This is a genomic window from Marinomonas piezotolerans, from assembly GCF_003362755.1.
Taxonomy (GTDB): domain Bacteria; phylum Pseudomonadota; class Gammaproteobacteria; order Pseudomonadales; family Marinomonadaceae; genus Marinomonas; species Marinomonas piezotolerans.
The window spans coordinates 317,660-343,410 of sequence record NZ_QKRA01000001.1; the positions used below are offsets into that span (position 1 = coordinate 317,660).

Sequence of the window (25,751 nt, forward strand, 5' to 3'; positions counted from 1 at the left end):
AAAGAATTGAACAACGGACATCGCGAGAGGTTGCGATGTCCGTATTTTGATCAAATGCATTTACCCAAGTCCGCTGATAATAAAGCGAATCCCATATGCGAAAGTTGAGACGCAAAGAATGCCGCCAATGTAAAGCAAGGCGAACCATTGCCAAGACTTCAGTTTCATTAGTAGCCCTCCTGATAATCTTCGACTTTGCCAGCAAATACGCGGTAGCCCCAGAGCGTGTATGCAAGAATCAGCGGAATGAAAATAACAATGCCGACTAATAGAAACTCTAAGCTTGAGTCAGGCGCAGCCGCGTCCCATATGGTGAGTTGATTCGGCATGAGGTAGGGGAATAAACTCACAACGAGTCCTGCAAACCCTAATAAGAATATGCCAGCGACCATCCAAAAAGGGCGACCTTCGTGATCAAGTTTATTAAATGCTCGCCATGCAGCTAACGCTAAACCTACGGACATAATAGGTAAAGGGCTCAAGTAAACGAAGTTCAACCCTGAAAACCAGCGAGCGCGGATATCTACCGAGCTGATAACGGTCCAGAGGCTGATCAACAACATGGCCACCATAACGATCACTAATAGACGCTTTGCAATATGAGCCGCATGGCTTTGAATTCGGCCTCGGCTTTTCATATACAAATAACTGGCCCCTAACAATGCATAACCTGCCATCACGCTGAACCCTGTTAGGATGGCGAAAGGCGACAACCAGTACCAGCTCGCGTCGGCGATTTGACTTGCATTGACCCCTTGTACAATCGAGCCCAGTATCAGTCCTTGGCAAAAAGCCGCGACGGCAGAACCAGCGCTAAAGGCAAAGTCCCAATATGCTTTCGAAGTATTCGCCTTAAAGCGATATTCAAATGCGACCCCACGGAAAATTAAGGCAAACAGCATCAGCATAATCGGCAGGTAAAACGTCGATAAAATCCCCGCATAGGCCGCGGGAAACGCGGCAAATAACACGACCCCACCAAACACTAGCCAGGTTTCATTTCCATCCCAAACGTGGGAGATCGAGCGCATCAGATGGTCTTTTTCACCGGCTCGGTCAAACCACGGGTAGAGAATGCCAATACCCAAGTCAAAACCATCCAACAATACGTACATGAAGACGGCAAAGCCGAGAATCAAGAAATAGAACAGGGTAAGATCCATCATAGGTCACCTTCTTTCTCTTTAAGATTTTTCACCCACGCGAGAGCGTAGCCTGGAGCGTTCATACCGATCAGTTGCTGCTCTAAATTGGCCATGGAAGGGGGCCCTTTTTTCACGAGTTTGCGCATAAAGTAGAGGTACACACCCAGCAACAATGTGTAGATGATCACGAATCCAATGAGAGTAAACAGTACGCGCTCAGCGGGAAGAGGGGAGACCACATCGCTGGTTCGCACTAGGTTATATACCAACCAAGGTTGGCGTCCCACTTCGACGACATACCAGCCAGCTAACACAGCGATGACGCCGGAGGGAGTGAACAAAGCGAGAGAGCCTAAGAACAATCGGTTGTTATAAAGTTTGCCTTGTTTGCGCAGCCAGAGTGCTAATACGGCTAACCCAAGCATACCGAAACCTAAACCAACCATGACTCGAAACGACCAAAACACGAGGGGGACGTTAGGGCGATCCTCTGGAGAGACAGCCTTAAGGCCTTGAACTTCTCCGTCGATAGAGTGCGTTAGGATCAGGCTTCCTAAATTCGGTATCCCCACTTGGTAGTCATTGGACTCGGTTTCCATATTAGGCATAGCGAAAAGCAACAGAGGCACGTTTTTCTCTCGCTCAGGCCAAATACCTTCCATCGCGGCTAATTTAGTGGGTTGATGCTCTTGTACATTTAGGCCGTGCAGATCACCAATGTATGCCTGTAAAGGCGTCAAAATTAAGGCGATCCACATGGTCATTGAAAGCCCTTTTTTGGCAAACTCAGTGTGTTGTTTCTTCAATAGGTAGTACGCACAAATACCCGCTACGACGAAGGTCGCAGTGATCATTGATGCGAGTAACATGTGACTGAATCGGTAGGGCATAGAGGGATTGAAGATGACTTCAAACCAACTTGCGACATGAAACTGCCCGTCTACAATCTTGTAACCTTGAGGCGTCTGCATCCATGAGTTGGCGACAATGATCCAAAATGCAGAAATCCATGTGCCGATGGCAACGACAACGGTCGCAAAGAAATGCAGCTTGCGTCCCACTCGCTGCCAGCCAAACAGCATTACGCCTAAAAAGCCTGCTTCTAAGAAAAATGCGGTGAGCACTTCGTACGCCATAAGCGGGCCTAGTACTGGGCCTACGATGTCTGAAAATTTAGAGAAGTTGGTGCCAAACTCATAGGATAAGACAATGCCTGATACCACCCCCATGCCAAAGGTTATGGCGAAGGGTTTGATCCAAAATTTTGCTAGCTGTAAATAGCGTGGGTTGTGTGTTTTAAGCCATAGGCCTTCCCAAATAGCGATCAGCGTTGCAAGGCCAATCGTGATGCTTGGAAATATGATATGAAAGCTCACGGTGAATGCGAACTGCAAACGCGAGAGTAAAGCGGTATCTAATTCCATAATAGAATCCATGTAAAGATGACTTACCAACCTGTACGGTAGGCGAAGAAAATAGGCCGATTGAGGAACAATCTATGAGTTAACGTCTGCTGCGAAATTGTTGAACCGCGAGCGGTGCAATCGCAAGACTGATCATTCCAAACAAAACAATGGCATCGATCAAAAAAGCAGTAAGTTGCATGATGGCTGTCTCTCTATTTAAGTAAGTGTTGAGTTAAATCAATTTATTAATGTGTATAGCAAGGCATGTGCCACACTTGACTGATTCTTAACTTATTGAAAATAAAGATAAAAAAATTAAGTTTGTGTGAGGTGTAAACATGGTTTACATTTCTTGAGGGGTTTAACTGTAAACGAGGTTTACGATTTGTCATTATCGTTGATATTTGAACTATCGATATGGATCACCAGTGTGTGTGGTGTGTTGGTCGCTTTGTGGCTGACATGGCGTGCTGGTAAGCAAAGAGATTTGTCTGCATTAGCGGGTTTTGCTGTGATGATGGCGCTGTGGTGTTTTGGGCATTTGGCTTTATTTCATGGCTATCAATCTCTGGGCATGGTGCTACTGCTTGCTAATCCATTGATGCCAACTTTTTTCCTTCATTTTGCATTACTGTTTGTTAATGAAGGGCGCGCATGCAGACCATGGTTAACGGCAATGACACGCCATATTCCTTGGATCTATATCACCAGTATTGGCGTCACCTTATACAGTATTTGGGTGAATGCGGGCGCAACCATTCGTCTGATGGATGATCGGCCGTTCTTTGTCTTCACCGAATCGGGTGCTTTGAATCTGGGGTATACCGTGCTAATTGGCGTGCTGGCGCACGCGGTGTTGCTATTGGGGTGGCGGCATCACAGCGGCAATAAGCGTCGTTCGATTTTAGCCATGTTTGGCGTGGGCGCTTGGGGGTTACTACTTGCAACGAGCTTTGTGTTTCCTTCATTTGGGATTGATGTGTTCCCTTATCCCATGTTGCTTCTCCCAAGCTATTTGTTGTTGCTCGTGTATGGTGTCGTTAGGTATCAAATTCTGGCTGTGAATCGCTTTGCGAACAGAGCCCTGTTAGCGCTCGTGATGATGCTCCTCGTACTATGTGTGATTGCAGTATTAGGCGTATTTTCGGGTCGCGTGGGTTTAGAGGCTCTGACAAACGTGCCGATTTGGCAGCTTTGGTTGTACTCGCTGGTTGTCTTGCTCATGGCGGCGCTGGTTTATCCTACGGTGCGTCGAATCACCGAACGCTTAGTTTTCCCCGGTGCGGTGTTAAACGAGCAAGTGCTTGATACCTGGAGTCGGCAACTGAATCTTGCAGACTCTTGGACGCAGTTGGTGAGCGACGGTGAAGCGCTGTTGCGTCGTCAACTAGGTCAGACAGTTACCATTAAGTTGCCTAATGATACCGCGCCTTCGGGTTTACATTTGTGTATCGAGCAGGGCGATATTGGCTGGAGCGCGCACGTTGAAAAAACAGACGATTTGAGTCCTGGTATGCGCCTCAATCTTGAGGTGTTTGGTTCGTTGTTTGCGAGCAGCTGTGCTGCGTTAGAGCGTTCGTTAGCCCTTGCAGAAGCGGAGCGTAAGCGACTTGACGAGCAGCATTTGGTAGAGCTTGGCAGTTTATCTGCCTCCATGGCGCATGAACTACGCAATCCCCTCAATATCATCTCAATGGCGGCCTATAACGCGCCAGAGGAGACACGCAAGCATATTAAAGACCAACTTGCGCGGGCAGATCGGTTGGTCGGCGACATGCTGGTCTATTCTGGCAAACTGTCGTTGCAGTATCAGCGCGTGCCGATTAAATCATTGGTGTCTTCCGTTCTGACAACCTTGTCTACGGAGCAGGTATCGATTGATATACAAGTGGAGGACACGCTGCAGATAGACGCGGATTCCCATCGTTTGCAGCAGGTGTTTATCAACTTAATAGATAATGGGTTGGCATATGTACGTAACCTCGAACGTGGCGCCATGTGTGTCGAGGCTTATCTTGATTCAGGGCGGTTCGTGTGTCGTATTCATAACAATGGCCCGCAATTAGATGACGTGCTGACACAGGACGAGCTGTTTAGGCCATTCGTGAGCAAGCGCCGTGGTGGAAATGGTTTAGGATTGGCGATTGTTAAACGCATCGTCGATGCTCATGGCGGCACGATTGTACATCGAAGTGATTGCGGTTGGCCTGTGACGTTTGAAGTGACACTGCCCCCTGATAATACAGAAGGAGACGTGTGATGTCGGAAGCCGGATACCTATTACTAGTCGATGACGAGCCAGCTTTTCGCGAATTAGCGGGCAGTTGGCTGACACATCAAGGGTTTACTGTTCGGGCGGTTGGCTCGGTGCAAGAGGCGGTGGATGCAAAAGCCACGCATGGAAGCCCCGACTTGGTGTTATTAGATTTATCCTTGCCACCCTTTTTTGACCCACAAAAAACACTGATGAGCATGTCAGAGTTCCATGATAGCCCGGTAATCATTATTACCGGACATGCCGAGCGAGAATTATCGCTGGCGGCGGTTTCGCAAGGTGCTTGGGATTTCATTGCTAAGCCGGTTGATCCCGACATGCTTGCCGTCGTGGTTAAACGAGCACTGTCTAAGACGCGGTTAGAGCGGGAGTTGAAGCGTTTGAAATCCGCCGCAACGCAGCTGGGCGCACAAACGTATATAGGGATTTCAGACAACACACAAAAGATTAGAGCGTTGATAGAGCGCATCGCTCCGACCGATGTCCGTGTGCTGGTCACTGGCCCTTCTGGAACAGGGAAAGAAGTCATCTCTAAAGCCATACACGATGCCAGTGGTCGCTCCAATGGGCCATTTATTTCTGTCCATTGTGGCGCCATTCCCAGTGAATTATTGGAGAGTGAGTTGTTTGGTTATGAAAAAGGTGCATTTACCGGTGCAGAACGGGACAAACAAGGTCTGTTAAAACTGGCGGACGGCGGGACGCTATTTTTAGATGAGGTCGGCGAAATGCCTGCGCCGATGCAGGTGAAGCTGTTGCGGGTTTTACAGGAGGGGAGTTATTACCCAGTGGGCGGGCGAACGCTGCAAACCATCGATGTTCGCGTTGTCTCTGCAACCAACGCAGACTTAGCCGAGCTCGTGAAGGCCGGGACGTTCCGCGAGGATTTATATTATCGTATCAAGGGGGTCAATATAGAAACTCAGGCGCTCGATCAGCGCAAAGAGGACATTCCTATTCTGCTGCACGCGTTTATGCGTAGCTTAGAGCAGCATCAAGGACGTTCACTCACGTTGGCACCGGCAGCGTTGAGCTGGTTTAGGGCGCGCGTATGGCCTGGTAATGTGCGCGAGTTGAAGAATACTCTAGAGAGTATCTCCGCTATTTGTGTCGATGGCCAGATTACATTGGATGAAATTTCGTTGTTGAACTTTCAGGACGCTGAAGTCGAACCAACGTTGCCACAGATAGAGCTGAATGAGGCGAGTGTACAAGCAGATTTTAATTTGACGCTTGAGCAACAGGTGCAAGCTTTAGAACTGCGACTAATAAACCAAGCGATGGCCAAGACGGGAGGTAACAAGACGCAAGCGGCGAAGTTGCTTGGTCTGTCTCGACAAGGATTGATTAAAAAGGTTGAGCGATATGGCCTTAGCGGTTGAGGGCGTCTAGCTTTGAGTTATTTTAAGATTTCCGATACTTTGCAGATGGTACGCTAGTGCTTATGTCTTGGTTTACCTTTTTAAAACGTTTTCGCCTGACTCAAACATGTTACGTCAAAAACATAATAATTGTCGGAGTTGGAAGTCGCCCTTATCAATTAGCTAACGCCATTATTGAAGCCGGTTTGGCTAATATTATTGCGTTTATTGATGACGAACCTTGGAATAATCGTACCGAATTACTCGGTGCTACGGTTCGCTACCCGAGCGACATCGCTGCGTTAGTTCAACGTTACAAGGTCGACATCATCATTGATTTAGAAGGGGAGCTGTCGATTGCGCAAAATATTTGGCAAGAGGTTGAGGGCACTTCTGTGACGCGTCTGAGGTGCCCTAAAACGACTTCATTAGACGAGTTATTGCATTGTCTAAGATCTCAATAGCGTCGATGACACGATGCTATTGTTTCATTGCGTACGCTTTGATGGCTTTAAAACGTGATTCGGCGCGCTTGGGAAGCGAGCTTGGTATGTTGAATTCAGTGATGTCGGCATTCCCAGCTTGAATAATCATTACCATGCCCATGGTTAAATGAGGAGCACATTCGATGCCATAAAAACCTGGCTTGTTGATAGTCATGGTTATCTCTTTGTTTATCTCTCCCCGATATCGATTGGCTCCTCTAGGGATCATATAATTGAGTGTCACGGCGTTATGACCATAGTCCGTGGGCTCGAACGTCACCGTGTCGCCAACTTCTACTTTAAGAAAGCTTGGTTCAAACGCCATAGTGCCCCATTCATTTTGATTGACCATCTTAACTGTATGATCGGCTGAGTAGGACAAAGTTGGCATCACCGTGAGTAAGGCGGTGACAAGAGCTGTTCGGATCATAGTAAATCTCTTCGATGTTTAAACGGGAAAGTGAATAGATAGAATGTTACGCGTTTGATCGTACTTTGACGATCTAGCAAAGCGAATAAGTGGACCAATATTGAAAAAAAGCATTGTGGTGCTATATCAAAATACAATGCATATTGTTCTAAATTGAAATAGTCAAATCCCCCTTCCACACAATACTCTTTGGTTATAAACAACCCGCGCGCTGACTTAATACACCTTGTCTGCTGTGGTTTCAGTGCACGAGATCAAATAAAAATTAACCGTTAAAAGAGAGCAGTAGCATGATTATAGATTGCCATGGTCACTACACAACCACACCGCCCGCTGTAGGAGAATATCGCGATAAACAGAAAGAGCTTGTCGCAAAGGATCCCATGGCAAAAGGCGAGAAAGGTGCGATCCATGTAACGGATGATGAAATCCGCGAGAGTATTATTAATAACCAACTTCGCTTGCAGCAAGAGCGTGGTACCGATCTTACGATTTTCTCACCACGAGCAAGCTGGATGGGGCACCATGTTGGTAATGAATATACCAGTCAGTATTGGACAGAGCATCAAAACGATCTGATTCGTCGAGTGTGTGACTTATTCCCTGAAAACTTTGTTCCTGTCGCTCAACTTCCGCAGTCTCCAGGCGTTGATCCAGCTAAGTCGGTTCCAGAAATCGTTCGTACCGTAGAAGAAATGGGGTTCATTGGTATCAACCTCAATCCTGACCCAAGTGGCGGTCATTGGAACGGTAGTCGTTTATCAGACCGTTCGTTCTACCCCATCTATGAAAAAATGTGTGAACTGGATATTCCGGCAATGATTCACGTATCGGCTGCGTGTAATAGCTGTTTCGATACGACAGGGTCTCATTATCTGGGAGCAGACACGACCGGATTCCAACAATTAATGATGTCTGATGTATTTAAAGATTTCCCAGAGCTGAAAGTCATTATTCCTCATGGTGGTGGTGCAGTGCCATACCATTGGGGGCGCTTCCGAGGTTTGGCGCTCGATAAAGGGTTTGATCTTGAAGAGCGTGTGCTGAACAACATCTACTTTGACACTTGTGTTTATCACCAGCGTGGTATCGACCTGCTGTTGGATATCATTCCGACCAAAAATATTCTGTTTGCATCCGAAATGATTGGCGCGGTACGAGGTATTGACCCAGAGACAGGGCACTACTTTGATGATACGAAGCGCTACATTGATAACAATACAACGCTGTCAGCAGAACAGAAACAAGACATATTTGAGCACAACATTCGTCGTGTTTTCAGTCGATTAAAAGTATAAGGAGCGAGTAAATGCGAGAAAATGTCGTTGTACAACATATTGAGCGCGCCGATCAATCCGTTATAGATGGCTTGGCTAAGTGTGGTGTCGCTACTATTCATGAAGCACAAGGTCGTGTCGGTTTACTTGCCCATTACATGCGGCCTATTCAGCAAGATAAATCCGTAGCGGGGTCTGCAATAACTATTTCGGGCGCAGCCGGTGATAACTGGATGATGCACGTCGCGATCGAGCAATGTCAAAAAGGCGATATGTTGGTGTTTGCGCCGACTTCTCCTTCAAATCATGGCTTCTTTGGCGACTTATTAGCAACCTCCGCTCAAGCGAGAGGGGTTGTAGGATTGGTGATAGACGGAGGTGTTAGGGATACTCGTGATCTTCGTAAAATGAACTTCCCTGTCTGGTCTAAAGCCGTGTTTGCGGAAGGCACCATAAAAGAAACCGTTGGATCTGTTAATGTGCCGATCGTTTGTGCTGACGAAATAATTAACGCTGGTGATGTGATCGTCGCTGATGACGATGGTGTGGTGGTTGTTCGTCGCGAGAAAGCCGCTGAGGTGCTTGAGTTAGCGCGTCAGCGAGAAGCGAAAGAAGAAGAGAAGCGTGTTCGATTAGAAAACGGCGAGTTAGGCCTTGATATCTATGACATGCGTGGACGTTTAAAAGAAAAAGGCTTGAAGTATGTCTAAGGGCGTCGAATGCATGTGGATGCGAGGCGGTACCTCCAAAGGCGCGTATTTTGTTGCCGATGCATTGCCTTCGGATGAGTCTGACCGTGATGCATTTTTGTTGCGAGTCATGGGTTCTCCTGATAATCGACAAATAGATGGTATGGGCGGTGCGGATCCACTGGCATCTAAAGTCGCGGTGGTTAGCTCATCCGATAGAGAGGATGCAGACGTCGAGTACCTATTTCTGCAAGTGTTTGTTGATCAAGCGATCGTCACGGATGCGCAGAACTGCGGCAATATTTTGGCGGGAGTCGGCCCATTTGCGATTGAGCGAGGGTTGGTTGATGCGGTTGAAGGTGAGACAGATGTTCGTATATTTATGCGGAATACTGGTCAAATTGCGGTAGCCAAAGTTCAAGTCAAAGATGGAGAGGTCGTTTACGAAGGCGATGCTCGTATTGATGGTGTACCTGGCTATTCAGCTCCCGTACCGATTACTTTTAAAGATACTGCGGGCTCTAGTTGTGGTGCGTTGTTGCCCACAGGTAATGTGGTGGATGTCGTAGATGGCATAGAGCTGACATTGATCGATAACGGTATGCCTTGTGTTGTTATGCGAGCTTCTGATTTAGGAATCCAAGGAACCGAGTCGCGTGAAGAGCTAGAAGCCAATGAAGCATTGCGAGCCAAGCTAGAGTCTATTCGGTTACAAGTTGGCCCGATGATGAACTTAGGCGATGTAACAGAGAAATCTGTGCCTAAGATGACAATGGTCTCTGAGCCCACCGCCGGGGGGGCAATTTCGACACGCACCTTTATTCCGCACCGATGTCATGCGTCCATTGGTGTATTGGGGGCAGTCAGTGTTGCCACTGCCGCAGTGTTGCATGGCGCTCCGGCTAACGCACTAGTGTCTTACGAAGACTCTTCGAGGATGACATTAGATGTAGAGCATCCTACAGGGCGAATGACAGTCGTTTTAGATAAGGATGAGTCTGGCAATATAGCGACTGCTGCTTTATTACGCACGGCTCGCAAGCTTTTTGACGGTAACGTATTTGTACATAAGAACGGCCTATAAGCCGTTTCATTCAAGAATAAAAAGTAGGTAGCAAAAAATGGACAAAGATTATCTTCCATTTCACCCAAACCCAAGCAAGCCCGCTTATAAAGCGCCAGAAGGCGCGGTTGATGCCCATTGTCATGTGTTTGGCCCAGCGGATAAATTTCCCTATCACCCAAAGCGTAAATACACGCCTTGCGACGCTTCAAAAGAGCAGTTGTTCGCTTTACGCGATCATTTGGGCTTTTCGCGCAATGTAATTGTACAGGCTTCCTGCCATAGTACGGACAACGCCGCATTAATCGACGCGTTAAACACGGCGGGTGAGCTCGCTCGTGGCGTAGCATTTATTGATGATTCATTTACATTAGATCAGCTTAAAGAGATGCATGAAGCGGGCGTCCGAGGCGTGCGTTTCAACTTTGTGAAACGCTTAGTAGATAGCACGCCTCGCGAAGTATTCCTGTCTATTGCTGAAAAGGTCAAACAGCTAGGGTGGCACATCGTTGTCTACTTTGAAGCACCAGATCTAGAGGACTTAATTCCTTTCTTGAAAGAACTTGGCACAACCATTGTCGTAGATCATATGGGGCGTCCAGACGTATCGAAAGGAGTTGATCACGAGGATTTTAAACGCTTTATTAACTTTATGGCAGAAAACGATAATGTATGGGTAAAAGTTAGCTGTCCTGAGCGTCTTACTTTGCAAGCTCCAGATTATTCAGATGTCGTGCCATTTGGAAAAAAACTGGTTGAGACGTTCCCTGATCGTGTTTTGTGGGGTACTGATTGGCCGCATCCAAACATGAAATCACATGTGCCAAATGATGGTCATTTGGTCGATGTAATACCAGAGATAGCTCCAACACAGGAGCTGCAGCAAAAGTTGCTGGTTGATAACCCCATGCGCCTGTACTGGAACTAATTCAGTCTAACGATAGTTTAAAAATAAGAGGTCACCCTATGGCGACTAATGAAACGCGAAAATTTCCAGGTACTTATCTCTTTGATAGCAAAATGGCGAAAAAGGGCTATGGCCTAAATAAAATGTGTTATTCGTTCAATGAACAAGCAGCTCGAGATGAGTTCAATGCTGATCCCGAAGCGTATTGCGATAAGTTCAACTTGACCGAAGCACAAAAGCAGGGCATCCGAGATAAAAACATCATCACCCTGTTGCAAGAAGGCGGAAGTATCTATTACTTAGCGAAGTTTGCTGGGTTGTTAAAAATTAATATGCAGGATATTGGCGCTCAGCAGACTGGAATGAGTGTTGATGAATTCAAGGCAATGTTAGAGCGTAACGGTCGAGGAGAAGTTTAATGGCTAAAATAATTGGGGGCATTACGACTTCACACATCCCCGCTATTGCAAATGCGATGGCTCAAGGCTTAGAAGAAACACCTTATTGGAAACCATTCTTCGATGGCTACCCACCAGTGCGCGATTGGCTAAATGAGAAAAAGCCGGACGTGATTATCTTGTTTTACAATGATCATGGCCTAGAGTTTTTCATCGATAAAAAGCCTACATTTGCCATTGGTGTTGCGGATGAATATCACAATGCGGATGAAGGTTGGGGGATTCCGACGATACCACCTGTCACCGGTGAATCTGATCTCTCATGGCACATTGCTAACAGCCTCGTTGAAGATGGCTTTGACATGACTATTTGCCAAGAAATGAAAGTTGATCACGGCTTGACCGTGCCACTTAACCTAATGTGGCCTGGTCATAACTACGGTCACGTGAAGGTAATTCCGGTTTGTATCAACTGTGAGCAGCATCCGATGCCGCAGCCTAAGCGGACCTTTGCACTTGGGCAAGCAATTGGTCGTGCTGTGGAGTCATTTGATGACGATTTGAATGTTGTGGTCTTTGGTACTGGCGGTATGTCGCATCAACTAGACGGTGAGCGTGCAGGAATCATTAACCGCAAATTTGACTTGGAGTGCTTAGATAAATTGGTGACGGATCCTCAGGATCTAACTAAGTATTCAAACTTTGACTTGGTCGAAATTGCCGGTGCGCAAGGTGTTGAGCTTAATATGTTGATCGCGATGCGTGGCACACTGTTGGGCAATGTGAAAGAACTACACCGTAACTACCATGCGCCGATCTCAAATACTGGCTCAGGTCTGATGTTATTGGAAAATAATGCACCTACCTAACGTTTTGATAGGAACGTGCCTCGTACCATTGCCGAAATGACAACAAATCGATGGCATCAGGATCTAGCAGTGTCCCGCTTTTTTGGGACACTGCTAGGCAGCCTGCTAAGCGAGTACTGGATTTATATTGGTACCTCCGTCAATGTTGTATTCCCCACCCGTGATAAAACTGGCGTCATCTGATGCGAGAAACGCAACAAGGTTTGCAATATCACTAGGTTCCCCAAATCTGTGTAGTGGAATTCTATTCTCCATTGCTGTAGAAAACTCTTTTATGGTGTCTTCTGGCATTCCAAGCTTACCGAACAGAGGTGTTTTGGTTGGGCCTGGGTTAACCGAGTTGACTCGAATTTTGCGTGGTGCGAGTTCCGTTGAAAGCGTTCGTGTTAACGCATTTAATGCCGCCTTGCTGGCAGCATAAGTTGCCGTATTGGGCATCCCTGCATAGGCATTAATGGAAGATAAATTGATGACTGACGCCCCTTCATTTAGCAGCGGGATAAATTTTTGTGCTGTGAAAAATGCTCCCTTGAAGTTGATATTCATCATGTCATCAAACTGATCTTCGGTCGTTTCTTCTACTGGGGCAAACGTCGCAATGCCAGCATTGATGAAAAGAATATCTACGGTTCCGTGAAGATCTTTTACTTGGGTCGCCAATCGATCTATATCCTTGAGATTCCCTTGATCTGCTTTTATCGCCGTAGCGCCAATCGTTGCTGCGGCGCGGTTTAATGACTCTTCGTCACGGCCGGTTATAATCACCTTAGCTCCTAGCTCTTTGAATTTCACCGCAGTTGCGTAGCCGATTCCGCTGTGACCACCTGTTATGACTGCAATCTTTCCGACTAAGTTACTCATGTTCTACTCCAACATAGTGATATCTAATTTGTACCGATCGGTATGTAATTGAATATTGTACCGATTGGTATATAATGTCAACTGTTCTATATGGGTAGGAGAAATTCAGTATGTCAGCAGGGCGGCAACGAGCTTTCGATAAAGAGTATGCTCTAATGGAAGCAATGAAAGTATTCTGGTTAAAGGGTTACAGTGGTGCTTCTCTTCGTGATTTAACTGAAGCGATGGGGATCAACAAACCTAGCGTATACAGTGCCTTTGGTAGTAAAGAAGAATTGTTTGTTAGCGCAATTAATCAATATGTTGATCGCTATGGACTGCCAAATTTTGACGCACTTCAAGACATGGCATTACCTTTATCAGAGAGGCTAGAGGCTTATCTCAACGCACTTTTAGATATGTTGCTGGACCCAGCATTACCAGGAGGTTGCTTCGTTACCAATAGCACGTGTGAGTTGGGAAGTAATTGTTTGCCTGATAATGCTATGCAAACAATCCTTGCAATCAACAAGACCTCTATCGACACATATATTCGTTTCTTTCAAGCAGAGAAGTTGCAGGGAAACATCGCATCCGATTCTGATCCAGAAAAGTTAGCGGATTATTTGCTGACGCAAATGTTTGGACTGGCTGTGATGGCTAAGAATGGGGTGAAGCGGGACGCATTAGAGCAAGTTATAACGCTGTCTATCACGGCGTTTTGTGTTCGATCACATTAATGGGTTATGCCGACACAAGGTCAAGTTTTAACGATCTTTGCTCATGTCGGCATACTTTATTTAAACTAGAATTCTTCCGTATCAATTTCTTTTTGTTGAGCCGCGTTATAGCGTGGGCCGCTTACAGTAGATTGATTAATTAGCTGGTTTAAATCGTTCAATTGAGAGGTAGTCAATGACACACTATCACCTGATAGGTTGTTTTGCATGTGTTCGACGAAACGAGTCCCTGGGATTGCCACGACGTTATCACCTTGATGTAATAGCCATGCTAATGAGAGTTGTGCAGGAGTGCAGCCAATCTCGTTTGCAATGACGAAAAAGTCTTTTAGTAGTGCTCGGTTTTTAGGGTAGTGTTCGCTGTCGAAGCGCGGCATATTACGACGAATGTCTTTTTCTTCTAGCTCATCAACACTAGAAACTGCATTGGTAAGATAGCCGCGTGCCAAAGGGCTAAATGCAACAAAAGTAATATCTAGCTCTTGGGTTGCTTTTAATACGGCGATCTCAGGGTTACGAGTCCATAGCGAGTATTCCGATTGAAGTGCAGAAATAGGTGCTTCAGTGTGCGCTTTACGTAACGTGTCAGCTGAGACTTCGGAAAGGCCGATCGCACCAATCTTACCTTCTTTAACCAGATCGTTCAGCGCGCCAACGCTTTCTTCAATCGCGACATTAGGGTCTTTTCGGTGTAAATAGTAGAGATCAATGTGGTCTGTGTTAAGGCGCTTTAGGCTATCCTCACACTGTTTGCGAATATTATCTGGACGGCCATTAATAATTTTTTTTCCCTCTACAATGGCCATCCCGCATTTGCTTGCTAAAAAGAGTTCATCGCGTAATGGTGCGAGAGCTTTACCAACTAATTGCTCATTCTTACCACCACCATATAGCGTGGCGGTATCAAAATGGCGGTAGCCCATTTCGAATGCTTTATGTAGTGATTCGATCGCTTGTTGCTCTGCAACCGGAGTGCCGTATGCATGTGATAGATTCATGCAGCCTAAGCCGATTTTAGGGGTGAGGAAATTAGGATGTTTACCTGACATGGTGAACCTCTTTAACTGGTGTTGTACAGACGCAAAAAGCAGGGCGCTTGGCCCTGCTTCTGAAAGGTTAGACAAGGATAATTAGTCGTCCAAGCATTGCTCAAGTTTATGCAATGTTTCCATTGCGTCTATGGCTTGAGTAACACAAGCATTGGGTGCTCGTCCTTCTTTTATCGCAGCAATAAACTCTCGATCTTGTAACTCAATACCGTTGTTAGATACCGCAACTCCGGTTAGATCAATCTCGTTTTCGTTTCCGTCAACAAGGTCATCATAACGTGCAATGTAGGTCCCATTATCACAGATATAGCGGAAGAAAGTGCCGAAAGGACCGTCGTTATTAAATGACAAAGATAGCGTACAAATGGCGCCACTGGGAACTTTCATACCAATGCTCATATCCATCGCAATATTGAGTTCTTCATGAATTGGACCTTGTATGGCTTGGACTTTAGACGCTACTTCGCCTGTTTGGTATTGAAACAAGTCGACAGTGTGGCATGCATGATGCCACAGCAGGTGGTCTGTCCAAGAGCGTGGCTTACCTAACGCATTTTTGTTTGAGCGACGGAAAAAGTAAGTTTGAACATCCATCTGTTGAACTTTTAATTCACCCGCTTGGATTTTGTTGTGGATCCACTGGTGAGACGGGTTGAAGCGGCGCGTATGTCCTGCCATTGCAACGAGGCCAGTGCGCTTCTGAGTCTCGACAACCATACGTGCATCTTCGATGTTGTCGGCCATTGGGATTTCAGACATAACATGTTTGCCTGCTTCCAAGCATTGAATCGTTTGGGCAGCATGCATTTGAGTTGGTGTTGCAAGAATCACTGCATCAACATCGTCACGCGCGAGAGATTCTGCCAAATCGGTCGTGTAATGGGAAACGCCGCGTTCTTCAGCAAATGCTTTGATTTTGTCGATATTCGTACCGACAACGGAGGTCACTTCTGCTCCTTCAATTGCAGCGATGGCATCCATGTGTTTCATACCGAATGCACCAGAGGCACCAGCAATACAAATTCTCATAACTGTCTCCTAACCATTAAGTTGATATTCTGCTGAATGTTTTAGCTCTACATAATGTGAATCAATCTAACACTGCATTAATAGGATGAGTAATTCGTTAAGGCTTTTTAAGTATTCAAAATAAGCATAGATAGGGCCGATAAGGGTTAGCGAAATTTATCTGATATGTCACGTAATACACTTAAAAAATGTGTTTGAGTGACAGTTGGAAGCCAGCTTTTTCGAACACACAATCCGATTGGGCGACGCGTGTGCTCCAGAGGGAAGGATAAGATTTTGAGTATACCTAGGTTTATTTCTCGTTCCATTTGGTGGGCTGAAATCAGTGTTAATCGGTTACTTTCGACCAATAATTCACGGATAAGAATCTGTGAACTAGATTCAACAATACGAGTGGGTTGCTCAGTGCCAGCTTGTGTGAAGATAGTTTCAAACGCTTGCCGAGTTGGTGTATTTTCAGCAGGAACCACCCAAGAATACTGGGCAAGGTCTGCAGCGGTCACGTTATCAATTTGTAGCAAAGGGTGATCTTCACGACACACAATAGACAAGGGTGGATGCCATAATTCTTCTTGGATAACATCATCTGCAGGTGCTGGGTAGCGTAAAGCCCCTAGGACTATGTCAATGTCTCCATGTCGAAGGTGATGTAGTAGGTCAGGATACGGGCCTTCAATAACTTTTACATTAACATCTGGGTGGCGATCGCTAAATTTAAGAATGGATTTAGGTAAAATCGTCGTACGGGCTAACGGCATGCTACCAAGTGAAATCGTAGATACATCGTGGAATTGCATGGCGTGGATTTCATAAATGCCTTGACGCAATTCGCTAAATGCTAACTTAGATGCCTTAGCAAGAGTTTTGGCGGCCGGTGTGGCATTAATGCCAATACTGGTTTTGTCAAACAGTAAGATACCCAGTAATTTTTCAAGATCACGAGCGGCTCTGTGTACGGATGACTGAGAGACACCAAGATTACGGCTTGCGATACTAAAATTCTGAGCCTCACAAACGGCAACCAAAGCTTTCAGTTGCGTCGTACTGATTTGAGCCAACACGGTTTTTGTGTTTTGTTCTCGCTGATTATGCTCCCTCAGAATATCATTGGTGGCTTCTTGTAAATAATCTAGCGCGCGCACCACACGTTTCTGCCATGCTTCACCAGATTCTGTTGGATACATACCATCTGAATGCCGTTCAAAAAATTGCGTGCTTAGCTGCTTTTCTAATTTTGCAATAGCTTGAGTAATAGCAGGCTGAGATAAAAAGATCTGTTCAGAAGCTCTGGTAATACTTTTGAGCTTTGATACAGCGAGAAAAACCCGAAGGTGCCTAAGATTTGGGATTTGAATATCCACTTCAGACTCCAATTATTTGATACCAATAACTATATCAAAATTGAATGTAGATGGTAGTCGAAAAAGCGGTAAATGGCTTTTATTCCTCGACAAACCAGCTTTTAGGGATGTGCTCGAGTGCCCGTTGTAACGCGGCAAAGCATTCAGGGTCTAACGCTGTGTTAACGTTCTCATCCATAATTTCTAGAACCTTTGATAGTGGCATGGCTTTGCGGTAAGGGCGTTCAGCCGAAATGGCGTCGAAAATATCCGCTACTGTAATGATCCTTGTGATGAGCGGAATTTCGGCCTCCGAAAGTCCTTTCGGGTAACCCGTACCATCTAGCTTTTCATGATGGGCTGCTGAGACACCTGCTAGGGGCTTAAGTGGCGTTATCTGACTAAGGATGACTTCAGTTAAATGGGCGTGTTGTTGTATATGCTTCCATTCTTCTTCATTGAGCTTTCCTGGTTTATCTAAGATGGTGTTACTGACTCCAAGCTTTCCTAAATCGTGAAGCAATGCGGCTCGTTTGACCCATTTGCGTTCTGTTTCGTCTAGTCCCATTTCTTGCGCGATTAATTCAGAGTAAATACCGACGCGTTGACTGTGGCCTGAAGTAAAAGGACTTTTTGCATCTACAATTTTTCCAAATGCCGAAACGATGCAGTCAAAATATTCGTCGTCTAACAGTATGCTAGCGTTAGCAGGGGCCAGGCTCATTACGCGCTGCTTGATATCCGATGCTTCGAGACCGTCTGTAAATTGTGTGTCTGTTACTAACGCTTGAAAAGCTGTAACCAATGTAGGGTCAAACCAAGTACCACTGCGGGCAACAACCTCTTTAATTGCTGTGTCTAATGAACCCTCTACCTGAAAAACATCAACTACCTGTGCCAATAACGCTATACGAGCATAAATCGGGATGTCGGTCTTTTGGAGTTGTTGAGGCCGTCCTGATCCATCCCAATGCTCATCGAGGCTAGCGATCCCAAGTGCGACAGATTCACTGAATCTTAGTTCACGAGCAACATCTGCACCTCGAGTACAGCGCGTTTGGATTAACTCTTGTGAGTAGTCCTTTCCGTTTTTCAGTATGTCAATTGTTGTCGAGATACGAGTCAGCCAACTCTCTCCTTGGCCCGCATGCTTGATAACGAAGTTGAGTACAGATGATAAACTTGTGCCGACGGTTTTAAACTCTCGCTTAAACTCTCGGTCATCCGTGAGGTACAGCTCACAAATTCGAGCGGCATTACTGCTGCAACCAGCATCTTTTAGAAGCAATGTATAGAATAAGTCATGCAAGTCAGAAGGGCTGAGACCAATATATTTACCCAGATGCATGCCAATCCAGCAAGCTCGGATACAGTGCTCAGGGGGTTGTCCCTCGGTCATATCCAAAGCGGTTGTCAGTGACAGGATAAGTTCAGACAACGGTATTTGGGCATTCAACTCTTTGATGGGCATTGAGTCGATCACTTGGACTCCTGTGCGTTAGGTAAGATAGTAATCAGGGTACCTGTTCACCGATAGGGTGCATAGTGGAAGCGCGTAAATTTTTGCTAAGCTGCGCAACGATTAATATATGATTTAATTCACTCCTAGGGTGTCCAATAAGTGATTTAGATCACCTCATGAGAATGATTTCGCATTTAGTCTGTCTGACAATAACTTACGTATATTACGTGTACATTAACCGTTGGAGAGTGGGTATGCAGAATAAAGATCGTCGGGCATTTATCAAGAAAGGTTTGTTGGGGTTAGCGGTAGCGCCTTTTGGTGTCAGTATGATTTCGCGGTCAGCATTTGCTGCGATGCCAATGCTAGATCCTAATGCACCGAATGCCAAAGCATTGAATTATGTAGAAGACGCCGCTCAAGCGACGTCGCACCCAGCTTTTAAAGCCAATAGCAAGTGCGCAAACTGCGCGTTGTATCAAGCGAGTGGGGCATGTCCATTGTTCGCTGGCCATAAAGTTGATGCAAACGGTTGGTGCCAGGCTTGGGTCAAGAAGCCATAGTCGCTATCTTTAAGTAGGTGCAGTGAAAAGCTCTTAACCTAAATAAGGCTAAGAGCTTTTTACGGTTAATAGCACTTTGCAGTGTTGTTGTTAGATTTGAGTACACTGTAGATTCTGTATGGCTCATCCATTGATGATTCGAGAGTATTGATACGAGTATTGTTAGAGGGGTGTGTTGACATCCATTCTGGTGTACTACTTGACCCCGTCTTACTCATATTACGCCATAGTTCGGCACTTTCTCTTGGGTTAAACCCGGCTTTCGCCATCAGGTCGAGTCCGATTAAATCGGCCTCTGTCTCGTGAGCGCGACTAAATGGTAATAAAATGCCAAATTGCGCGCCGATACCAAGACCTTGAAATACTGCTGTTTTAACAGCCGAATCTTCTCCGGATAATTGATAGCCGAGGGCGAGTGCTTGACTGGTCGCAAGTTGAGTAGAGACTCGCTCATTTCCATGGCGCGCTAGTACGTGACCGACTTCATGACCAACCACTGCAGCGAGTTGGGACTGGTTCTCTGCAACCTCTAAAAGCCCTGTATACACACCAATTTTATTACCAGGTAAAGCAAATGCATTGATTTGTGGATCGTCAAAAAGAATAACTTCCCAAGCTTGCTGTTTATATTTATCTGGCAGTACCGAAATAATACGATCTGCAACACATTGAACGTGTTGGGTCAGTATCTCATTGTCTGATTTAGGCGTTTCAGATTTAATCTGTTCGAATGACTGGGCACCCATTTGATTCAGTTGATCTTCTGGCACAAGGACTAGTTGATTGCGTCCAGTCGGCGATGAGCTACAAGCCACCAGCGCAAAGCTCAGCATCGAGAGCCCTACGTATCGTAACAAGAAAGATGAAGACATATCGTGCGCCTCTTTTTAATTATCCTTGGATATCTTGCAAAAATTCGCCTGCTTGCACAACGATGCCTTCGCCGGACATGTTTGGTGCTACCCCAACACTAAAGCCATCATTACTCATCCCCGGTAGCCACTTTTCGACTAGGTCTTGTTGACCTATTTCAAAAGCACTAAAGCCACTATGTTCTTTGGCTGCCCAATCAGTAGCCATATCAGAAGTCGGCCAGAGTGGTAGTACTTTTTCATTGGCAACGGTCAAAATTAAGCAACCTTCTGCGTCAGCAAGGGTAAAGCAAGGTTCGCCTTTATAAAGGTGTTCAATAAACAAATCGTATCGTGCTTGGCTGGTTTGGCGAAAGTATTCTGAGGTACTGATCATAGTAATGGTTTCTGACTCTACGTGATTTTGGGCATCATAACATAATGATAAGGAGGGCGAAAAAAAGGGGTAAAACGAAATTCGTTTTACCCCTTAGGATCAGTCGTATTGCGCCATTGTCTTAGCGTGGAATCTCGTCGGTGATACCTTCAACATACCAATTTACTTGCGCCAGTTCTTGATCGGTCAGTGTGTGTCCTTCCGGTACAACTACGTTGCCTTTATTATCAGTGATCGGGCCTGTAAATGGATGGAACTCGCCAGAGTTAATTTTTTCATATGTTTCGTCTATTTTCGCACGAACATCATCTGGAAGATTATCGTTTATAGAGGCTAGGCTGAGCATATCTTCTTGGAAACCACCCCAATAGTCTGACGGTTTATACGTGCCATTCATGACGGCTTCTACAACACTGATGTAGTAGGGAGCCCAATCGTCACGTACTGAGAAAATATGCGCTTTAGGAGCAAATTGGCTCTGGTCAGACGCTTGCCCTACGGCACGTGCGCCACGCTTTTCTGCTGCGATCAGAGGGGCTGGGCTGTCCGTATGTTGCAATAAAACGTCTACGCCTTGGTCCATCAAAGCATTGGCTGCATCGGTTTCTTTACCTGGGTCATACCAAGAATTCACCCAAACAATCTTCATTTTTACATTTGGATTAACGCTCTTTGCTCCCATAAATGCAGAGTCGATATCTCGAATAACTTCTGGGATAGGGAAGGAACCAATGTAGCCGATGGTGTCAGTTTCGGTTAGCATGCCAGCGGCAACACCTGATACATAACGTCCTTCATAGGTACGTAAAACGTACGTGCCTACATTTTTCGCTCGTTTGTAACCCGTCGCATGCTCAAAAGTCACTTTGGGGAAGCGTTTTGCGACTTTTATCGTTGGGTTCATGAAACCAAAAGATGTTGTGAAGATCAGGTCGTTACCCGCTTTAGCTAATTGAGTGATAACTCGCTCAGCGTCTGCACCTTCTGGCACATTCTCGACATAAGTTGTTTCAACTTTGTCGCCGAAGTACTCCTCTAGCTCTTTACGACCTCGATCATGCTCGTAACTCCAACCAAGATCTCCAACTGGACCTACGTAGACAAATCCGACTTTAAATGGGTCATCTTCTGCATAAGCAGTTCCCATACCTGCTAGAAGGCCTAAGCCCACGAGTAAACTTTTCAGTTTCATTTTTTGCTCCTTTTGTGCCCGAAGGCGATTTACACGGTTCAATACCTAGTTAACTAACAACATCCTATGCCATTTGCCGAGGGTCAAATGGTTTTCCCAGTGACCGAGGTGCTAACAGCTTTTCTTTGAATTGATCGGCACTGATCAGAACCATCACCACAATGGTGGCAACGTAAGGCAACATAGCGAGTAAGTTTGGTGATATGGACCACCCCATACCTTGCAGTACCAAGTGCATAATACTTGCGACCCCAAAGAGGTACGCGCCCAGGACGATGTTCCCAACCCGCCATGAAGCAAATACCACTAAAGCAAGGGCTATCCAGCCTCGGCCAGCTGTCATATTTTCTACCCACATAGGAGTGTAGACGAGCGACATATACGCACCCCCTAATCCAGCCATCGCACCGCCAAACATTACCGCTAAATAACGTACACGTAGCACTTTTATACCAATGGCGTTAGCTGCATGTGGATTTTCGCCAACGGCTTTGATCGTAAGGCCCAGTCGAGTTCTATTTGCAACATAGCTGACTAAAAAAGCCATTACTACGGCGAGATACACTAGAGGATCATGGCTAAATAGCGCTTTACCAACGATTGGCAATTCAGAAAGTCCAGGGATATGCATCGGTTGAAACCCAGGGATAGTATGGCCGACTACGCTGGAGCCTATGAAAGCACTTAATCCGGTACCAAAAATGGTCAATGCAAGGCCTGTTGCCACTTGATTGGCCCCGAGGTGTAGTACTAGAAAGCCAAAAATCAGGCTCATCGCTGAACCGATCAGCATGGCGCCAATAATACCTATCCCTGCATTGCCTGAGCCATATGCGGCCATAAAGCCAACCACCGCGCCCATTAGCATCATGCCTTCTTGGCCTAGATTAAGTACTCCTGTTTTCTCGCAGATCACTTCACCCAATGCAACAAATAGCAAAGGAGTACCTGTTTTGACTGCAGCGAACAGAATTTGAGTGATTAAATCGATATCCATGCTGGGCTCCTATGCGACCTGATCGCGGGTAGATACTAGACGGTAGCGAATGAAAAAATCGCAGGCCAATAGAAAAAACAATAATACGCCTTGGAACATACCAACAACGGCGATAGGAATCCCCATTTCGATCTGCGCTAAGTCGCCACCCATATAAAGGATCGCTAAAAAGATCGAGGCAACAATGGCTCCAGCAGGATGTAATCGTCCGAGATAGGCCACAATGATGGCTGCATAACCATAACCGGGTGACACAACAGGAGTAAGCTGTCCTATTGGGCCTGCAACTTCAGATACGCCTGCTAGTCCCGCTAACCCTCCTGCAAAAAGCATCACAAACCAACTAATCGCCTTAGAACTGAAACCAGCATAAAGCGCAGCAGGCGCGTCAGATCCATATACACGGATCTTAAAGCCCAGATGGGTTTTACTCAGAATAAGCCATGCGACTAGGGCAAACACGCTAGCAAATACTACGCCTAAATGAACGCGTCCTTGATCGGTTAGAACAGGCAATAATGTCGCATCAGAAAACAGTGCTGATTCTGGAAAGCCGAATCCTTGCGGATCGCGGAGGGGACCATGAACCGCCCAAATTAACAAATAGAGGGCGATGTAATTCAGCATAATCGTGGTCAGGATCAAATTGGAATTAAAGTTGAGTTTTAAGAAAGTTGGAATAGCTGCCCATAACATACCTGATACAACGCCTGCTAATAATGTCAGAGGCAGCGCAAACACGGAGTTTGAGTCAACAAATTGCAATGCCATGGCGCTTCCACCAAGAGCTCCCGCCAAGAGTTGACCCTCGGCTCCTATGTTCCACATGTTGGCGCGATAGCATAGCGACAAGCCAACAGCGCACAGTAAAAGGGGCCCCATTTTCACGAACATCTCGCTAATATTATATGCATCGGAGAGTGGCATAATGAGGAGTACATGCAGTGCTTGAACAGGGTCTTTATCCAGTGCGGAAAATAATATGGAGCCAAAGATAAGCGTTAACACAATGGCTAAAACGGGTGATGCAAATGCCATCAATGTACTTTGCTCGGTACGAGCTTGAACGCGAATCATGCGTTTACCTCCTGTGACGACGGGTTGCTTTCAATAAATGTCCCCGCCATCCATTGACCTATCTGATCAATGGTTGTTTCTTCAGTGCGAACAACTGGAGAGAGGTGTCCATTGCATATCGCGGACATACGGTCTGCCAGTAAGAATAACTCGTCGATATCTTCCGATATGAGTAAAATAGCAGCGCCTTGATCTCGTAATTCTAGCAGCGCTTGATGAATCGCGAGTGCTGCGCCTACGTCAACTCCCCAAGTAGGGTGGGCACAGATTAAAACTTTTGGGTTTTGACCTATTTCTCGGCCCATAATGAATTTCTGCAAATTACCGCCACTTAAGCTTTTTGCTTCAGAGAACTCGCCATGACATTTAACGCTATAGTCGTTGATTAGCGCCTTTGCGTATTGCTTTACTGCATTCCAATTAACGAGGCCTTTTGACACAAAGCCCGAGCTGTGGGTTAGTAACGTGTTTTCGCTTAAACTCATGTCAGGTACCGCACCACGACCTAGGCGTTCTTCTGGGACATATGCCAACCCCATCTTTCGTCGCTTACCTGCATTTAAAGTGCTGATGTCTTTGCCATCCAGCGTTATTGCGTTGTTTACGGTGCGATTATCTTCACCGCTGATGATCGACATCAACTCCTCTTGACCATTACCAGCGACACCTGCAATGCCTAAAATTTCGCCTTTACGCATATCAAATTGAATGTCTTTGAGTGATGTGCCGAAAGGGTGCTTAGCGGGGAGGTTTAGTCCAATCGCTGAAAAAATGATGTGCTCACCGGTGGCCTTTGTGTACCCAGCATCTTGCTCCGCTAGATCTCCAACCATCATTTTAGCAATCGTTGCTGGCGTCTCTTCTGCTGGGGAGCATGTGCCCACCAGCTTACCTCCACGTAGTATTGTGGCTTTATGGCAAATCTCAGTGACTTCATGCAGCTTGTGGGAAATAAACATGATGCTGCAGCCTTCTTTTGAAAGCTTGCGCAGTACATCGAATAAGCCGGCGACCTCTTGAGGTGTAAGCACTGAGGTGGGCTCATCCAATATCAGTAATTTTACGGATTGTACAAGGCAGCGCATGATTTCAACACGTTGACGTTCACCGATGGAAAGTGAATGAACATATCGAGTCGGGTCGACTTGTAAATCGTAAGTTTTGGATAACTCTTGAATTCGGCCTGCTAAATCCCCAATTGAGCTCAATTGTTCTGGACTTAAGCACAGTTCGATATTTTGGGAAACTGTTAGTGTTTCAAACAAGGAAAAGTGTTGAAACACCATTCCAATGCCGAGGTCACGCGCTTTAGATGGAGATTTGATATCAACTTCATGCCCATCCCAAATGATTTGCCCCGAATCAGGAGCGACGACCCCATAGATTGTTTTGACTAGGGTGCTTTTGCCTGCCCCATTTTCCCCTAGTAACGCATGAATCTCACCAGGCATTAGATTCATGCAAATTTGATCATTTGCAAGACATCCGGGGTACTGTTTAGTGATATTCAGTAATTCTAATCGAAATTTAGAACTCTGTTTTTTCAATGTTTCCGACACCGTTAATTCTCTGAATAATTGAGTTTAGACGCGAATAGATACACAACATTTTGCCCATCTTAATAGGGCGATAACCATAAATCGTCTTACCTTACGGCGTTACCAGGTAATACAGTGACAGAAGCGTCATCGCGAGTTCTGAATTACCATGAATAGTAATCACAGGCACATAGCCCTGATTGCGTTGTTCAATATTCGTGCCAGTATTAGCAAGTTGAGTATCTTTGTCAGTAGGGCGCGAAGAATACGAAATTTCAGTTTGTTTGTCTGCATGGTCAGCTTTATGTAATGAAAAAAAGTTAAACATTTTGCCTTGTTTTGACTTGATCGAAAACGATGTGCCTCCCAAT

At 45.9% G+C, this 25,751-nt stretch carries 26 protein-coding genes; 11 read left to right on the top strand and 15 right to left on the bottom strand.

Annotated elements, in window-relative coordinates; genetic code table 11:
- Window positions 1-167: 167 nt before the first annotated feature.
- Together cydB and DN730_RS01395 are read right to left on the bottom strand one after the other, a co-directional pair.
- Window positions 168-1,166 (bottom strand): cytochrome d ubiquinol oxidase subunit II, encoded by a 999-nt coding sequence (gene cydB, locus DN730_RS01390; protein WP_245957868.1) that lies wholly within the window; start codon window positions 1,164-1,166, stop codon window positions 168-170.
- The gene (locus DN730_RS01395) at window positions 1,163-2,569 is read right to left on the bottom strand and encodes a cytochrome ubiquinol oxidase subunit I (RefSeq protein WP_115466319.1); all 1,407 of its coding nucleotides are present in this window, start codon (window positions 2,567-2,569) and stop codon (window positions 1,163-1,165) included. The genes cydB and DN730_RS01395 overlap by 4 nt, the downstream gene beginning before the upstream one ends.
- Window positions 2,570-2,936: 367 nt before the next feature.
- Between DN730_RS01395 and DN730_RS01400 the strand changes: the two genes are divergently transcribed.
- From DN730_RS01400 to DN730_RS01410, 3 genes are all read left to right on the top strand, one after another.
- A complete protein-coding gene (locus DN730_RS01400; protein WP_115466320.1) occupies window positions 2,937-4,811 on the top strand; it encodes a sensor histidine kinase in 1,875 nt (624 codons plus the stop codon).
- Complete coding sequence (locus tag DN730_RS01405; RefSeq protein WP_115466321.1) at window positions 4,811-6,208, top strand: sigma-54-dependent transcriptional regulator; 1,398 nt, start codon at window positions 4,811-4,813, stop codon at window positions 6,206-6,208. Before DN730_RS01400 ends, DN730_RS01405 begins: the two co-directional genes overlap by 1 nt.
- A gap of 62 nt (window positions 6,209-6,270) precedes the next feature.
- Window positions 6,271-6,651 (top strand): nucleoside-diphosphate sugar epimerase/dehydratase, encoded by a 381-nt coding sequence (locus tag DN730_RS01410; RefSeq protein WP_115466322.1) that lies wholly within the window; start codon window positions 6,271-6,273, stop codon window positions 6,649-6,651.
- A 16-nt stretch (window positions 6,652-6,667) separates the two neighbouring features.
- Here the strand turns inward: DN730_RS01410 and DN730_RS01415 are convergent, their stop codons facing one another.
- On the bottom strand, window positions 6,668-7,102 hold the full coding sequence (locus tag DN730_RS01415) for a pseudoazurin (protein WP_115466323.1): 435 nt from the start codon (window positions 7,100-7,102) through the stop codon (window positions 6,668-6,670).
- Window positions 7,103-7,392: 290 nt separating this feature from the next.
- Between DN730_RS01415 and DN730_RS01420 the strand changes: the two genes are divergently transcribed.
- From DN730_RS01420 to DN730_RS01445, 6 genes are read left to right on the top strand one after another with little or no spacing between them, the layout of a single operon-like run.
- Window positions 7,393-8,400 carry an amidohydrolase family protein gene (locus DN730_RS01420; protein ID WP_115466324.1) on the top strand — a complete coding sequence of 336 codons (1,008 nt, stop codon included), beginning with the start codon at window positions 7,393-7,395 and terminating at the stop codon, window positions 8,398-8,400.
- Window positions 8,401-8,411: 11 nt separating this feature from the next.
- Complete coding sequence (locus DN730_RS01425) at window positions 8,412-9,089, top strand: 4-carboxy-4-hydroxy-2-oxoadipate aldolase/oxaloacetate decarboxylase (protein ID WP_115466325.1); 678 nt, start codon at window positions 8,412-8,414, stop codon at window positions 9,087-9,089.
- Window positions 9,082-10,152 (top strand): 4-oxalomesaconate tautomerase, encoded by a 1,071-nt coding sequence (locus DN730_RS01430; RefSeq protein ID WP_115466326.1) that lies wholly within the window; start codon window positions 9,082-9,084, stop codon window positions 10,150-10,152. The genes DN730_RS01425 and DN730_RS01430 overlap by 8 nt, the downstream gene beginning before the upstream one ends.
- A gap of 37 nt (window positions 10,153-10,189) precedes the next feature.
- A complete protein-coding gene (locus DN730_RS01435) occupies window positions 10,190-11,059 on the top strand; it encodes an amidohydrolase family protein (protein ID WP_115466327.1) in 870 nt (289 codons plus the stop codon).
- A 38-nt stretch (window positions 11,060-11,097) separates the two neighbouring features.
- A complete protein-coding gene (locus DN730_RS01440) occupies window positions 11,098-11,457 on the top strand; it encodes a protocatechuate 4,5-dioxygenase subunit alpha (protein ID WP_115466328.1) in 360 nt (119 codons plus the stop codon).
- On the top strand, window positions 11,457-12,305 hold the full coding sequence (locus DN730_RS01445; RefSeq protein ID WP_115466329.1) for a class III extradiol dioxygenase family protein: 849 nt from the start codon (window positions 11,457-11,459) through the stop codon (window positions 12,303-12,305). Before DN730_RS01440 ends, DN730_RS01445 begins: the two co-directional genes overlap by 1 nt.
- A 105-nt stretch (window positions 12,306-12,410) precedes the next feature.
- Here DN730_RS01445 and DN730_RS01450 read toward each other — a convergent pair whose 3' ends face one another.
- Complete coding sequence (locus DN730_RS01450) at window positions 12,411-13,166, bottom strand: glucose 1-dehydrogenase (RefSeq protein ID WP_115466330.1); 756 nt, start codon at window positions 13,164-13,166, stop codon at window positions 12,411-12,413.
- A gap of 110 nt (window positions 13,167-13,276) precedes the next feature.
- On the opposite strand from DN730_RS01450, the gene DN730_RS01455 reads away from it, so the two are divergent.
- Window positions 13,277-13,885, top strand: coding sequence for a TetR/AcrR family transcriptional regulator (locus DN730_RS01455; RefSeq protein ID WP_115466331.1), 609 nt, complete (start codon window positions 13,277-13,279; stop codon window positions 13,883-13,885).
- A gap of 65 nt (window positions 13,886-13,950) precedes the next feature.
- Here DN730_RS01455 and DN730_RS01460 read toward each other — a convergent pair whose 3' ends face one another.
- The 4 genes from DN730_RS01460 to DN730_RS01475 form a co-directional block, all read right to left on the bottom strand.
- Window positions 13,951-14,934 (bottom strand): aldo/keto reductase, encoded by a 984-nt coding sequence (locus DN730_RS01460; protein ID WP_115466332.1) that lies wholly within the window; start codon window positions 14,932-14,934, stop codon window positions 13,951-13,953.
- 81 nt (window positions 14,935-15,015) lie between these two features.
- Window positions 15,016-15,963, bottom strand: coding sequence for a Gfo/Idh/MocA family oxidoreductase (locus DN730_RS01465; protein WP_115466333.1), 948 nt, complete (start codon window positions 15,961-15,963; stop codon window positions 15,016-15,018).
- A 146-nt stretch (window positions 15,964-16,109) separates the two neighbouring features.
- On the bottom strand, window positions 16,110-17,324 hold the full coding sequence (locus tag DN730_RS01470) for a LysR family transcriptional regulator (RefSeq protein WP_115466334.1): 1,215 nt from the start codon (window positions 17,322-17,324) through the stop codon (window positions 16,110-16,112).
- Between the two features lie 79 nt (window positions 17,325-17,403).
- The gene (locus tag DN730_RS01475) at window positions 17,404-18,786 is read right to left on the bottom strand and encodes an HD-GYP domain-containing protein (RefSeq protein ID WP_281270477.1); all 1,383 of its coding nucleotides are present in this window, start codon (window positions 18,784-18,786) and stop codon (window positions 17,404-17,406) included.
- Window positions 18,787-19,019: 233 nt separating this feature from the next.
- Here DN730_RS01475 and DN730_RS01480 point away from each other — a divergent pair, with 233 nt between their 5' ends.
- A complete protein-coding gene (locus DN730_RS01480) occupies window positions 19,020-19,328 on the top strand; it encodes a high-potential iron-sulfur protein (RefSeq protein WP_115466335.1) in 309 nt (102 codons plus the stop codon).
- A gap of 65 nt (window positions 19,329-19,393) precedes the next feature.
- On the opposite strand, the gene DN730_RS01485 is transcribed toward DN730_RS01480, so the two are convergent.
- The 7 genes from DN730_RS01485 to DN730_RS01515 all read right to left on the bottom strand — a co-directional run bounded on the left by DN730_RS01485 (window position 19,394) and on the right by DN730_RS01515 (window position 25,708).
- Window positions 19,394-20,200: a M48 family metallopeptidase gene (locus DN730_RS01485; protein WP_115466336.1), complete on the bottom strand. Its 807-nt coding sequence runs from the start codon at window positions 20,198-20,200 to the stop codon at window positions 19,394-19,396.
- Between the two features lie 19 nt (window positions 20,201-20,219).
- On the bottom strand, window positions 20,220-20,576 hold the full coding sequence (locus DN730_RS01490; protein WP_115466337.1) for a DUF2750 domain-containing protein: 357 nt from the start codon (window positions 20,574-20,576) through the stop codon (window positions 20,220-20,222).
- Between the two features lie 121 nt (window positions 20,577-20,697).
- Complete coding sequence (locus DN730_RS01495; protein ID WP_115466338.1) at window positions 20,698-21,768, bottom strand: BMP family ABC transporter substrate-binding protein; 1,071 nt, start codon at window positions 21,766-21,768, stop codon at window positions 20,698-20,700.
- Window positions 21,769-21,832: 64 nt separating this feature from the next.
- Window positions 21,833-22,765, bottom strand: coding sequence for an ABC transporter permease (locus tag DN730_RS01500; RefSeq protein ID WP_115466339.1), 933 nt, complete (start codon window positions 22,763-22,765; stop codon window positions 21,833-21,835).
- Between the two features lie 9 nt (window positions 22,766-22,774).
- Window positions 22,775-23,842 carry an ABC transporter permease gene (locus DN730_RS01505; RefSeq protein ID WP_115466340.1) on the bottom strand — a complete coding sequence of 356 codons (1,068 nt, stop codon included), beginning with the start codon at window positions 23,840-23,842 and terminating at the stop codon, window positions 22,775-22,777.
- Window positions 23,839-25,302 carry an ABC transporter ATP-binding protein gene (locus tag DN730_RS01510; RefSeq protein WP_115466801.1) on the bottom strand — a complete coding sequence of 488 codons (1,464 nt, stop codon included), beginning with the start codon at window positions 25,300-25,302 and terminating at the stop codon, window positions 23,839-23,841. The genes DN730_RS01505 and DN730_RS01510 overlap by 4 nt, the downstream gene beginning before the upstream one ends.
- A 190-nt stretch (window positions 25,303-25,492) precedes the next feature.
- Complete coding sequence (locus tag DN730_RS01515) at window positions 25,493-25,708, bottom strand: hypothetical protein (RefSeq protein WP_115466341.1); 216 nt, start codon at window positions 25,706-25,708, stop codon at window positions 25,493-25,495.
- Window positions 25,709-25,751: the final 43 nt, after the last annotated feature.